This window comes from Arthrobacter sp. MMS24-T111, from assembly GCF_054888995.1.
Genome location: NZ_JBTZRO010000001.1, coordinates 1,783,600 through 1,796,157 on the forward strand (window position 1 = coordinate 1,783,600; position 12,558 = coordinate 1,796,157).

Genomic DNA, 12,558 nt, shown 5'->3' on the forward strand with positions numbered 1-12,558 from the left:
GAGGAGGTGTGCCATGGGCGGCACAGCGGCGGGTCTCGGCGTCCGTTTCGGTCCACAATCCGGGCCTGGCCCCCGGCGACGCCGGCTTCGGGGTTTCCTTGCGGCCGCCGTCGCAACCGGTCTGTCCACGCATGGTCTCTTGCCGCGGGTCCTGCGGACATGGGGTGCCACCGGGCCGGAAAAGACTGCGCCGCTTCCGGGTGACGAACTCATTCCCGACGCCGACGACGTCTGGACCATGGCGGTTACCGTCGCCGCACCCCCCGGCCAGGTCTGGCCATGGCTCGTGCAAATGGGAGTAGACCGCGCCGGCCTGTATTCCTACACGGCGGTGGAGAACGGCTTGCTCCGCCTGGGGGTCACCAACGCGGACCGCATCCATCCCGAGTGGCAGGACCTGAAGGTGGGAGACATCATCGCCTTCACACCTGTCGGCTACCCTGGCGGCCGGCGGGGGCCGCGCGTCGTGGACTTGGCGGAGGACCGCCACCTCGTCCTGGATTCCAGCCCGGGTGCCCCGCCCGGAACAGTGACCGGTACGTGGCAGTTCGTGCTGCACGACGCCGGCCCTTCAGGCACCAGGCTCCTGCTCAGGACGCGGTACGGCGCGGGTTGGCCTGCCGGGTTACGCGTGATGGACTTCCTGCTCCGGCCCGGCTACCTCGTGATGGACCGGGCAATGCTGCTGGGCATCAAAAGGCGCGCAGAGGGGGCAGCCAGCGTTCCGCCGTCGTCCGCCCCACACTGAAGGGGAGTGCCCCCATGGTATGCCCGTGCGCTACTTCGCGGCCCTGCTGCCCTGGCCCGACAACCAATCAAGGGCTTCGCTCTCGTTCGTGAAGTACGCAGTGGGAGTCAGCGACCGCTGGGAAAACGCCGCCACGACCTTGCCCATGGGTCCGTCGCCGATGAGTGCTACCGCCGAGAACCCCCTGTAGGCATTCATGCCCGCCCTGGCCTCGGGCGTCAACCCTGCCACTCCGTTCAGGTCAACCAGGAGTGGCAGGACCCACCCGTCGCTGAAGCCCTGCAGGGCCCGCGCCGCCCGAACGGCAATCTCGTACGTTAGGTGGACGTCCGGGGCCCAGCGCAGCCGCAGACCCCGCGCTCGCAGGACGCCGCGAAAAACTCGTTCATCCGTGTCCCCGCTCCGCTCTTAGGCCTGTTTTCCAGGCGCAGACGCCTGATTGAAACCCTATTCTGCATGAATGTTGCACAACGCACATCTGCTGGCCATTCGCTTCAGTCACGGGACGCGTACCGGCCGTTGGGACGGGGCCACAGGAACGTGCGCCGCAACTATGAAGGCGCGCTCGGTCCACCGTCGCCCCCACCTAGACTGGGCTGGACAACCAAGCCGAAGGAGGGCCAGTGCGTTCCCTTGTTATGCGCCAGATCGCTGGACCGCTGACCGTCCAGGACGTGGACCAGCCTGAGGCCCCGGTAGGGGGTGTGGTGATCTCCGTCGTCGCCACGGGCTTGTGCCGCAGCGACTGGCACGCGTGGGCCGGACACGACGACATCGCCCTGCCGCACGTTCCCGGCCACGAGTTCGCCGGCGTCGTCGTTGAGGTCGGCCCTGGAGTGACCGGCTGGGCGGTGGGTGACCGGGTGACGGCCCCTTTCGTGGAGGGTTGCGGGACCTGCGAGTGGTGCCTCGGCGGCAATGCACAGGTATGCCCTGACCAGCAGCAGCCGGGGTTCACACATTGGGGGTCGTTCGCAGAGCGCGTGGTGATCCACGCGGCGGACACCAATCTCGTGGCGATCCCCGAGGGGGTCAGCTTCGAAGCGGCGGCCAGCCTGGGCTGTCGTTTTGCCACCGCGTACCGGGCCCTGACAAGCCGGGCACGCCTGGCCGCCGGTGAATGGGTCACCATTGCTGGAGTGGGCGGCGTTGGCCTCAGCGCCGTCATGATTGCCAAGGCACTGGGCGGCAAGGTCATTGCCGTGGACCGGAACGCGGCTGCCCTTGATGTGGCGGCTTCCCTCGGGGCCGATCACGTAGTGCTCGCCGACGGTTCCGATATTCCGTCGAAGGTACAGGACCTGACGGGAGGAAGCCACGTCTCCATCGACGCAGTCGGCAGCGAGCAGACCTGCGCCGACGCGATCCTGAGCCTCCGACGACGCGGCCGGCACGTCCAGATCGGGCTCCTGCCGCCGGTTGAGGGCCACCCCCGCGTTCAGATGGCCCGGGTTATTGCGTGGGAGTTGGACGTTTTCGGAAGCCACGGGATGGCCGCGGCGGATTACCCCGGAATGCTGGCCCTGATAGAATCCGGCGCACTCCAGCCTCAGAAGCTCATTGAGCGGGTCATCGGGTTGGAAGAGGCTGCGGAGATGCTGCCCCGGCTGGACAGCGCAAACGTCGCGGGCATGACCATGATCGATCCGAGCCGCTGACGCCTCTGACGGGCTGTCCGCCCGGGTAAGTCGGTCCGCCCGAGGAATTGAACCCCATCCCGGCCCGGGCAAGCGAAAGGCCCCGGTTCCATTGTTTCCAAGGGAACCAGGGCCTTTCTACGTGGCGGTGACGGTGGGATTTGAACCCACGTTGGCTTTTACACCAAACAACATTTCGAGTGTTGCACCTTCGGCCGCTCGGACACGTCACCAACCTCAATAGGGTACCGGAGCGAGGCCGTCATCCCCAAAACGAAGCCGGATCTGGGCTGTTTGCCGGGTGGCCGGGCTTGTCGGTGGTTGAGCCCGCCGGTGGTTGGGCTTGTCGAAACCCAATCTGCCTTCTTTGGGCGCCTGGTTGTCGTGCGCGGCCCTCATCTCGGCCCCTTAATGTCGTACCCCCTTGCCATGATGGGTTTATGGGGAAAGCGGCGGTGGTGGAGGCGTTGGCGGATATTCGTGCTGCCCTTGCCGTGCTGCTTGCCGAGGTGGACGGGTGTGGCGCGGAGCCGTTCTGTGCTGCTGATCCGTTGGCTGGTTTGGTGGATGGGTGTCTTGATGTTCTGGCCGGTGTCCGTGAGGTGGAGGCCCGGGTCGCCGGTTTGAAGGCTCGGGCTGCGGTGGCGTTTACGGATGCTGCCTGTGTTGTGGCGGGGCCGGGGGTGCCGGTGGTGGCGCAGGAGATGGCGGTCGCGGCGGAGATCGGGTGTGTGCTGGCGCTGGGTCCGCGGGCTGCGGGGGCGTTCCTGGCCACCTCGCAGGCTGTGGTCAAGGGGTTGCCGCGGACTGCGGCTGCTTTGAACGACGGGACCCTGTCCTGGCAGCACGCCACGGTGATGGCCGATGAAACCGCGGGGCTGGATGCTGCGGGGGCGGCGGGGTTGGAGGCCCATTTCCTGGACCCCGATGCACCGGATGCGGTGCGGGGGTGTGCGGTGGGGGAGTTGCCGGCGCACCGGTTCCGGGCCAAGGCCAGGGTTTGGCGGGAACGCCACCATGCCGGGAGCATTGAGCAGCGCCACGCCACGGGGGTGGTGGACCGGCGGGTGGAGTACCGGCCGGACCGGGACGGGATGGCCTGGCTGGGGGCGTACCTGCCCGCGGACCAGGCGGCGGCGGGGTGGAATCGGCTCACCGCTGTTGCCCGGGGCGTGCAGGGCCCGGGCGAGGCCAGGACCCTCACCCAGCTCCGGGCCGACGTGTTTGCCGCAGCGATCCTTACCAAGGGGCTCGCCCCCGGCCGCGCCACAGGGAGCGGTACCGGAGGCGGTGGCGGAGGTGGTGCTGAGGGGCTGAGCACGGGACAGGCGGCCGGGAGGGACGTGGGGCCAGGCGAAGGTTGCGCCGGCCTCGATGACTTCGAGAGGTCTGCCGATGTCCCGTCTGATCCGGTCCGGGCGCAGGTGTTGGTGACCGTGCCGGTGTTTTCGTTGTTGGGGTTGACGGATGAGGCGGCGGTGCTGGATGGGTATGGGCCGATCCCGGCGTCGATGGCCCGGCGGTTGGTCGCTGAGGGGGCGGGCTCGTTTTACCGGGTTCTCGTGGATCCGCGGGACGGGGCGCCGTTGGAGATTGGCCGGAAGAGTTACCGGGTGGGCAAGGCGATGCGGAACTGGCTCCGGCTCCGGGACGGTAAGTGCCCGTTCCCCGGCTGCAGCAACTCCTCGCTGGACACGGAGGCCGATCACATCCTGGCCTGGGCCGATGGTGGGACTACCGGGATCAGCAACTTGGGACAGCCGTGCCCGAAACATCACCGGCTCCGGCATACCACCGGTTGGAAGCCCACCCCGGCGAGTAAAACCGGCCCACCGGGATGGACCTCACCGGCCGGCCGCCACTACCACAGCGAACACCAGGACTGGGAACCCACAAAGTGGCCCCATGGATGCCTTGGGGGTGCCGCAGACATTGTCCGCTACCGCGGATCTCCTTGGGAGGATGCCTTGGAGGGGTTCCTGGGCGCCCATTCCTGAGTACCTGAGTGTTTACCGGAGAAGACGGAGCTGGTCCGGGGTGTCGATATCCTCGCCGCTGGACTGGTCACTGCAATCCACCTCATCGACGAGTTCCGGATGGGTACGGAGGAAGATGCGCGCGCCGGCGTCACCGGTCACCGTTGCGGCCACCGAGGCCCGCAGCGACCCGTCGATGAACAGTGGATGCCCGCGGCGGAGTTCCCACGACTGCCCTCTGTTGCCGTCGTGGCCGGCACTGCCATCCGGGCTGTGGGTGTTCGGGGAGCCGCCGATCGGGCTGCGGGTGTCCGGCAGGCCGCCGTCGGACTCAGGACCGAGGTAGGCTGCAGCCGTGATCCGCCCCGGAATGTGGGCGGCCAACAGCCGCCGGACGGTCTCAGCGGTCAGCCCGGGCTGGTCCACGAGGGCAATGAGCAGGTGGTCTTCAGGATCCGCGGTGTTGTTGCCCAGCAAGAACGAGCTGCCCATGCCGGACTGCCATTCCGGATTGACCACCACGCGGCAGCAAGCGAGGGCGGCGGCAGCCTGCACCTCGGATGCTCCTGCGCCAACGACAACTACCACCTCCCGGCAGCCGCCCTCAAGCAGCTTGCCGGCGAGCACCTCCACCAGGGGCCGCCCCCGGTATGGAAGCAGGGCCTTTGGGCCCAGCCCCAGGCGGGTGCCCGCACCCGCGGCAAGCAATACCCCCGTCACCCGGACGCCCGGCCCTCCGGATTCCTCGATGTTCTCCATAACTGCACCCTAGCCAACGCCGAAGCAGCCGGGGCAGCTTCCCCCGGAAACTGCCCCGACTGCCGCCGACGTGGACTTAGGCGTCTCCGCCCGCCCCGCCGGTGGTGCCGGCGTTCACGTCCAGGAGCTTGTACCGGTCCATGGCGTATGCCGGAGCGCCCTCCTCAACCTCCCCACGTGCCGCGAGCATCTGCAACGCTTTGACCACGATGGAGTGGGTGTCGTTTTTGAAGTAGCGGCGGGCTGCTGCGCGGGTGTCGGAGAAGCCGAAGCCGTCGGCGCCGAGGGTGGCGAATTCGTTGGGGACGAACTGCCGGATTTGGTCGGGGATGGCTTTCATGTAGTCGGTGACGGCGACGATGGGGCCGGTGGCGCCTTCGAGTTGCTGGGTGACGAACGGGGTGCGGGCGGGTTGGCCGGGGTTGAGGAAGGCTTCTTCTTCGGCGGCGAGGCCGTCGCGGCGCAGTTCGTTCCAGGAGGTGACGGACCAGACGTCGGCGGAGACGTTCCAGTCGTCGGCGAGGATGCGTTGGGCTTCGATGGCCCAGGGCACGGAGACGCCGGAGGCGAGGATCTGGGTGCGGGGACCGTCGATCTTTGCCGGGGCGAGGAGGTAGATGCCCTTGATGAGGCCTTCGACGTCGAGGTTTTCGGGTTCGGCGGGTTGGACGATGGGTTCGTTGTACACGGTGAGGTAGTACAGGAGGTTCTTGTCCGTGGAGTCCGGCCCGTACATGCGTTCGAGGCCGGAGCGGATGATGTGTCCGATTTCGTAGCCGTAGGCGGGGTCGTAGGTGAGGACGGCGGGGTTGGTGGAGGCCAGGAGGGGGGAGTGGCCGTCGGCGTGTTGGAGGCCTTCGCCGGTGAGGGTGGTCCGTCCTGCGGTGGCGCCGATGATGAAGCCGCGGGTCATTTGGTCCGCGGCGGCCCAGAAGGCGTCGCCGGTGCGTTGGAAGCCGAACATGGAGTAGAACACGTAGACCGGGACCAGGGGCACGCCGTGGGTGGCGTAGGCGGTTCCGGCGGCGGTGAACGCTGCTACGGCGCCGGCTTCGTTGATGCCGGGGTGGATGAGTTGGCCTGCGGGGGATTCTTTGTAGGCCAGGACGAGGTCGCGGTCCACGGAGAGGTAGTTCTGGCCCTTGGGGTTGTAGATTTTCGCGGTCGGGAAGAACGCGTCCATACCGAACGTCCGGGCTTCGTCGGGAATGATCGGGGCGATGTGCTTGCCGAAGTTCTTATCCCGCATCAGGTCCTTGAGCAGGCGCACGAATGCCATGGTGGTGGCGGCCTGCTGCTTGCCGGACCCGCGCTTGGCCACCTCGTAGGACTTCGCGTCCGGCAAGGTGATCTCGGAGTGCTTGCTGCGCCGCTCAGGCACGGAGCCGCCCAGTGCTGCGCGGCGTTCCATCATGTACTTGATTTCCGGCGCGTCGGTGCCCGGGTGGAAATACGGCGGCCGGTACGAATCCTTCTCGAGCTCTTCGTCGGTGATCGGGATCCGGAGGTGGTCGCGGAACTTCTTCAGGTCATCCAGGGTCAGTTTCTTCATCTGGTGGGTCGCGTTGCGGCCCTCGAAGTGTGGTCCGAGTCCGTAGCCTTTGACGGTGTGGGCGAGGATGACGGTGGGTTTGCCCTTGAATTCGGTGGCGGCTTTGTAGGCGGCGTAGACCTTGCGGTAGTCGTGGCCGCCGCGTTTGAGGTTCCAGATCTGGTCGTCGGTGAGGTCCGCGACGAGGTCTTTGGTTTGCGGGGTTTTACCGAAGAAGTGTTCGCGGACGAAGCCGCCGGATTCGGCTTTGTAGGTCTGGTAGTCGCCGTCGACGGTTTCGTTCATGATTTTCACGAGCGAGCCGTCGGTGTCGCGGGTGAGCAGGTCATCCCATTCCCGGCCCCAGACAACCTTGATGACGTTCCAGCCCGCACCGCGGAAGAACGCTTCGAGTTCCTGCATGATCTTCCCGTTGCCCCGGACCGGGCCGTCGAGGCGCTGGAGGTTGCAGTTGATCACGAAGTTCAGGTTGTCCAGGTTTTCGTTCGCGGCGAGCTGGAGCAGGCCGCGGGACTCGGGCTCGTCCATTTCCCCGTCGCCCAGGAACGCCCAGACCTGCTGGTCCGAGGTGTCTTTCAGGCCCCGGTTGTGCAGGTAGCGGTTGTTCTGGGCCTGGTAGATCGCGTTCATCGGCCCGATGCCCATGGACACGGTGGGGAATTCCCAGAAGTCCGGCATCAGCCGCGGGTGCGGGTAGGAAGACAGGGCGTGGCCGGCACGGGACTTTTCCTGCCGGAACCCGTCGAGGTCTTCCTCGGAGAGGCGTCCTTCCATGAACGCCCGGGCGTACATGCCGGGGGAGGCGTGGCCCTGGAAGAAAACCTGGTCCCCGCCGCCGGGGTGGTCCTTGCCGCGGAAGAAGTGGTTGAACCCGACCTCGTACAGGGTCGCTGCCCCGGCGTAGGTGGAGATATGCCCGCCGACGCCGATCTCGGGCCGCTGCGCCCGGTGCACCATGACCGCGGCGTTCCACCGCATGTAGGCCCGGTACCGGCGCTCGAATTCCTCGTTGCCCGGGAACTCCGCTTCCTGGTCCACCGGGATGGTGTTCACGTAATCGGTGGTGGTCACCATCGGCACCCCGACGCTCTGCGCGCCCGCGCGCTGCAGCAGGCTCCGCATGATGTATTGGGCACGCTCAGTGCCCTGTTCCCTGATCAACGCATCCAGGGACTCAACCCACTCGGCAGTCTCTTCCGGATCACGATCAGGCAGCTGGTTAGTCAACCCGCTGAGGATATGGGAGGTATCTTCTCCTGCAGCCACGGCAGCCTCTTTTCATCGTTGAACGCATCTGCGCATGTTTTCGTATTGTGAGAAAACATTATTGCTATATGAGATTACTGAGGCCAGCCGGACGGGTCAATGCGATAGCCGTCACCGCGCCGTGGGCACCGCATATTGGCGGCAATCGACCGTTTGTGACCGGAATGCGGCGGCTGCGGCGCTTGACCGCCAGTGACCTGGGTCATACCCTTATTTCACTATTCAATATCTCACTTCCGCAATGTGGAATAACAGCAACGACCTCCGGTCGGACTCACCACTCGGAATCGGCCCAAGAATTGAGACCCCATGCAAACCCCTCCAACTGCGGGCGTGGACGCGGACAAGGACCTGACAAAGCCGTCAGCCAGTACTGTCCACCCGTCTGGCACTATCGAAGCACTCTGCGATTCCGCCAGCGCAGCGTCAGGCACGAGCATCAGCCCCACCCTCTACAACACTGACCTTGCCCCGACCAAGCGCGCCGGCCGCAGCTGGACCAGCTACAGCATCTTTACCCTCTGGGCCAACGACGTGCACAGCCTGGGCAACTACGCATTCGCCATCGGACTCTTCGCCCTCGGGCTGGGTGGATGGCAGATCCTCCTTGCCTTGGGCATCGGGGCTGCGCTGCTGTTCGGCCTGCTTACCCTGTCGGGATTCATGGGCGTCAAGACAGGTGTGCCCTTCCCGGTCATGAGCCGGATCAGCTTCGGTATCCGCGGGGCACAGATCGCCAGCCTCCTCCGCGGGGCCGTGGCGGTCGCCTGGTTTGGCATCCAGACCTACCTCGCATCGGTGGTCTTCCGCGTCATGCTCACAGCCATGTTCCCGTCACTCGCAGAGCTGGACAAGGACTCGATCCTGGGCCTGTCCACGCTGGGGTGGATGGCATTCGTGACGCTCTGGGTGGTCCAACTGGTGATCGTCAGCTTCGGCATGGAAATGATCCGCAAGTACGAGGCTTTCGCGGGTCCGGTCATCCTGGCCACCATGGCAGCGATGGCCGCCTGGATCTTCGTGGAAGCCGGAGGCAGCATCGCCTGGGCTTCCAACAAGGCCCTGGAAGGTCCGGAAATGTGGCTCACCATCTTCGCCGGCGGCGCGCTGTGGGTCTCCATCTACGGCACTTTCGTCCTCAACTTCTGCGACTTCACCCGGTCAGCCGTTTCGAAGAAAGCAGTGGTGCGGGGCAACTTCTGGGGCATCCCCATCAACATGCTGGTCTTCGGCGCCATCGTGGTGGTCATGGCCGGCGGACAGTTCAAGATCAACGGGACCATCATCAAGAGCCCGTCCGACATCGTCCAGACCATTCCCAACACGCTGTTCCTGGTCCTCGCCTGCCTTGCGCTGTTGATCCTGACCATCGCAGTGAACCTCATGGCCAACTTCGTGGCCCCCGTCTACGCCCTGACCAACCTGTTCCCCAAGAAACTGAACTTCCGCAAGGCGGCAATGGTCTCCGCCAGCATCGGCCTGGTGATCCTGCCCTGGAACCTCTACAACAACCCGCTGGTCATCGTGTACTTCCTCGGCGGACTCGGGGCGTTGCTCGGCCCCCTGTTCGGCGTGGTCATGGCTGACTACTGGCTGATCAGGCGTGGCAAGGTCAACGTGCCGGAGCTCTACACAGCATCGCCGGAGGGCGCGTACTTCTACAAGAAGGGCGTCAACCCCCGTGCGATCACCGCCATGGTGCCGGCAGCCGTCCTAGCCCTGCTGATCGCCTTCGTTCCCGGCCTGGCTGCGGCGGCACCCTTTGCTTGGTTCTTCGCCGCCGGCATCGCCGCCGCGCTGTACTTCTTCATCGCCGACCGCAACCAAGTGCTCGTGGACCACGACGGCGAGGCCATCGCCGTCGCCAGCACCCACTGAACCCCAGCACCCACTGAACCCCGGCACCCACTGAAGCCCAGGACCCGGCAAGGGCTGCCACCACCGGCTGACAAAGGAACTTCCCATGCGCCTCCTCGTCGCAAATGTGAACACCACCCACTCAATGACCGACTCCATCGCGGCCTCCGCACGCGCCGCGGCCGCCCCGGACACCGAAATCGTTGGCCTCACGCCGCGGTTCGGCGCAGACTCCTGCGAAGGAAACTTCGAAAGCTACCTGGCCGCCATCGCCGTCATGGACGCCGTCACCTCCTACCCCGGGCCGTTCGACGCCGTTATCCAGGCCGGCTACGGGGAACACGGCCGGGAGGGGCTGCAGGAACTGCTGGATGTTCCGGTGGTTGACATCACGGAGGCCGCCGCAAGCATGGCGATGTTCCTTGGCCACAAGTACTCGGTGGTCACAACACTGGACCGCACGGTTCCGCTCATTGAGGACCGGCTGAAACTGGCCGGCCTGGATGCCAGGTGCGCGTCCGTCCGTGCCAGCGGCATGGCCGTCCTGGAACTTGAAGAGGAACCGGAACGGGCGGTGGAAGCCATCATCAACGAGGCACTGCTGGCCGTTACCCGGGACAAGGCGGAAGTGATTGTGCTCGGCTGCGGCGGCATGGCAGGCCTGGACGAGCAGATCCGGCAGCGGGCAGGCGTCCCCGTGGTGGACGGTGTGGCCTCGGCAGTGACCATCGCCGAATCGTTGGTGCGCATGCGCCTGTCCACCTCCAAAGTGCGGACCTTCGCTGCACCGCGGCCCAAGACCGTCATAGGCTGGCCGCTGCACCAGCCGGCCGTTCCGGCGCAGCTTTAAGCCAGGAGAACCGAATGAACACCCCACAGCCCGCCGCCCGCGTCGCCGTCGTCACCGGAGCCGGGTCCGGCATCGGCCGGGAGGTGGCGCGGCAGATGCTGGCCGACGGCTACCGCGTGGCACTTGCCGGGCGGCGCGAGGCGCTGCTGTTGGAAACCGCGGACGGCAGCCCGGACGCCCTGGTGGTGCCCTGCGACGTCACCCGGCCCGACGACGTCGAGCGGCTTTTCGAGGCCGTCCGCCAGCAGTGGGGGCGCGTGGACGTCCTGTTCAACAACGCCGGGGTGTTCGGCCCGTCGGCCGGCGTGGACGAAATCAGCCTGGAAGACTGGAACGCCACGGTGGCCGTGAACCTTACCGGGTCCATGCTGTGCGCGGCAGCGGCAGTCCGGACGATGAAAGCCCAGGAGCCCCAGGGCGGCCGCATCATCAACAACGGGTCCATCTCCGCCCACTCGCCCCGGCCGCGTACCGTGGCCTACACGGTCACCAAGCACGCGATGTCCGGGCTGACCAAGAGCATCGACCTGGACGGCCGCGGTTACGGCATCACGTGCGGGCAGATCGATATCGGCAACACCGCCACCGACATCATGGACACCATCGGTGTCGGTTCCGGGGCGTTGCAGGCGGACGGCAGCCGCAAGGTGGAACCGATGTTTCCGGTGGCGGACGCGGCGCGTGCCGTCTTAATGATGGCCAACATGCCGGCGTCGGCCAGCGTCGGCTCCGTGGTGGTCACGGCGGCCGGCATGCCTTTCATTGGCCGCGGGTAGGCACGCCGGACCGCCGTGGCGGGGCGGGTGGCCGCCCAGAGCCTAGGATCGGCACATGACCGCAAACAGGGGACTTGCACTTTTCCGCTTCTGGTTCGCGCTGCTGGGGTTCGTGGCGGTGCTGTTCCAGCTGCTGCACCTGGTGCAGAACGTACCGGGCGCCAGCGCCGGAAACTACTTCAGCTACTTCACCATCGAATCAAACATCATCGCCTTCGTGACCCTGGGGATCGCCGGCTGGTTTGCCTGGAAGGGGGCAAGCCCGCGGTGGCTTGAACTCCTCCGGGGTGCGGCCACCGTGTATATGACCATCACCGGGATCACCTACAGCCTGCTGTTGAGCGACATTGACGTCAACACCCCCATCCCGTGGGTCAATGTGGTGCTCCATTACACCGGACCCACCGTCATGGTGATCGACTGGCTGGTGGACCTCCCACGGGTGCGGATTCCGGTCCGGACATCCCTGGTGTGGCTGGTTTTTCCCCTGCTGTACCTGGTCTACAGCCTGGTCCGGGGTCCCATCGTGGACTGGTATCCCTATCCGTTCCTGGACCCGCGGGCAGCCGGCTACGGCACGGTTGCGGTGATGTCGGTCCTTATTGCCGTGGCCGCGCTTGCCTTCGCCGTAGTGGCGGCCTTGTCCACGAAACTGCAGAACTCGGTCCCCCACCCGGCACGGATTTCCCCGGCGGAGGGGGCCGGAGAGCCCCGCACCACCCGTGGCAGGCACGCGGGAGACGAGCCCGGGCTAGAGGGGCAGCAGGGCCGATAAGTCTGCGCGCAGGCCCGAGGCTGCCACTTTGCCGGCTGCAACTGCGTCCGCCCACGCCACCTGGCCGGTGACCATCGCCAGCCAGGTGGCGGCGTCGCACTCAATGACGTTCGGCGGGGTGCCGCGTGTGTGCCGCGGGCCCTCCACGCACTGGGTGACGCCGAAGGGCGGCACGCGCACCTCCACGGAGTTTCCCGGCGCCCGGGCGGTCACTTCCTCCAGGGAGTACCGCACGGCCGTGGCCAGGGCGGCGCGCGGCAGGGGAGCGTCCGACGGCGACTGGGCGGCTTCCAGCCACGCCTTCACTGCTGCTTTGCCCTCGTGGACATCAATACGACGGCGGGCTGTGGCCATGCTTTCAA

At 66.3% G+C, this 12,558-nt stretch carries 11 protein-coding genes and 1 tRNA gene; 7 read left to right on the forward strand and 5 right to left on the reverse strand.

Annotated elements, in window-relative coordinates:
- Positions 1 to 13 precede the first annotated feature (13 nt).
- Complete coding sequence (locus ACX5I6_RS08345; protein ID WP_461840150.1) at positions 14 to 748, forward strand: SRPBCC family protein; 735 nt, start codon at positions 14 to 16, stop codon at positions 746 to 748.
- A gap of 30 nt (positions 749 to 778) precedes the next feature.
- Here the strand turns inward: ACX5I6_RS08345 and ACX5I6_RS08350 are convergent, their stop codons facing one another.
- Positions 779 to 1,114, reverse strand: a complete 336-nt coding sequence (locus ACX5I6_RS08350) for a DUF7793 family protein (protein WP_461841689.1) — start codon at positions 1,112 to 1,114, stop codon at positions 779 to 781.
- Positions 1,115 to 1,371: 257 nt separating this feature from the next.
- On the opposite strand from ACX5I6_RS08350, the gene ACX5I6_RS08355 reads away from it, so the two are divergent.
- Complete coding sequence (locus tag ACX5I6_RS08355) at positions 1,372 to 2,406, forward strand: zinc-binding dehydrogenase (RefSeq protein ID WP_461840151.1); 1,035 nt, start codon at positions 1,372 to 1,374, stop codon at positions 2,404 to 2,406.
- Positions 2,407 to 2,528: 122 nt separating this feature from the next.
- Here ACX5I6_RS08355 and ACX5I6_RS08360 read toward each other — a convergent pair.
- Positions 2,529 to 2,618, reverse strand: a tRNA-Ser gene (locus tag ACX5I6_RS08360).
- A gap of 207 nt (positions 2,619 to 2,825) precedes the next feature.
- Between ACX5I6_RS08360 and ACX5I6_RS08365 the strand changes: the two genes are divergently transcribed.
- Positions 2,826 to 4,382 carry an HNH endonuclease signature motif containing protein gene (locus ACX5I6_RS08365; protein ID WP_461840152.1) on the forward strand — a complete coding sequence of 519 codons (1,557 nt, stop codon included), beginning with the start codon at positions 2,826 to 2,828 and terminating at the stop codon, positions 4,380 to 4,382.
- Between the two features lie 12 nt (positions 4,383 to 4,394).
- Here the strand turns inward: ACX5I6_RS08365 and ACX5I6_RS08370 are convergent, their stop codons facing one another.
- Both ACX5I6_RS08370 and aceE read right to left on the reverse strand, forming a co-directional pair.
- Positions 4,395 to 5,120, reverse strand: coding sequence for a nucleotidyltransferase family protein (locus tag ACX5I6_RS08370; RefSeq protein WP_461840153.1), 726 nt, complete (start codon positions 5,118 to 5,120; stop codon positions 4,395 to 4,397).
- 76 nt (positions 5,121 to 5,196) lie between these two features.
- Positions 5,197 to 7,938 carry a pyruvate dehydrogenase (acetyl-transferring), homodimeric type gene (gene aceE, locus ACX5I6_RS08375; protein WP_461840154.1) on the reverse strand — a complete coding sequence of 914 codons (2,742 nt, stop codon included), beginning with the start codon at positions 7,936 to 7,938 and terminating at the stop codon, positions 5,197 to 5,199.
- A gap of 309 nt (positions 7,939 to 8,247) precedes the next feature.
- On the opposite strand from aceE, the gene ACX5I6_RS08380 reads away from it, so the two are divergent.
- The 4 genes from ACX5I6_RS08380 to ACX5I6_RS08395 all read left to right on the forward strand — a co-directional run bounded on the left by ACX5I6_RS08380 (position 8,248) and on the right by ACX5I6_RS08395 (position 12,196).
- Positions 8,248 to 9,816, forward strand: coding sequence for an NCS1 family nucleobase:cation symporter-1 (locus ACX5I6_RS08380; protein ID WP_461840155.1), 1,569 nt, complete (start codon positions 8,248 to 8,250; stop codon positions 9,814 to 9,816).
- A gap of 85 nt (positions 9,817 to 9,901) precedes the next feature.
- Complete coding sequence (locus ACX5I6_RS08385) at positions 9,902 to 10,645, forward strand: aspartate/glutamate racemase family protein (RefSeq protein WP_461840156.1); 744 nt, start codon at positions 9,902 to 9,904, stop codon at positions 10,643 to 10,645.
- A 14-nt stretch (positions 10,646 to 10,659) separates the two neighbouring features.
- On the forward strand, positions 10,660 to 11,421 hold the full coding sequence (locus ACX5I6_RS08390; RefSeq protein WP_461840157.1) for an SDR family oxidoreductase: 762 nt from the start codon (positions 10,660 to 10,662) through the stop codon (positions 11,419 to 11,421).
- Positions 11,422 to 11,476: 55 nt separating this feature from the next.
- The gene (locus ACX5I6_RS08395; RefSeq protein ID WP_461840158.1) at positions 11,477 to 12,196 is read left to right on the forward strand and encodes a Pr6Pr family membrane protein; all 720 of its coding nucleotides are present in this window, start codon (positions 11,477 to 11,479) and stop codon (positions 12,194 to 12,196) included.
- Here the strand turns inward: ACX5I6_RS08395 and ACX5I6_RS08400 are convergent.
- Complete coding sequence (locus tag ACX5I6_RS08400) at positions 12,173 to 12,550, reverse strand: sterol carrier family protein (protein ID WP_461840159.1); 378 nt, start codon at positions 12,548 to 12,550, stop codon at positions 12,173 to 12,175. The two genes, ACX5I6_RS08395 and ACX5I6_RS08400, sit on opposite strands and share 24 nt — an antisense overlap.
- Positions 12,551 to 12,558: the final 8 nt, after the last annotated feature.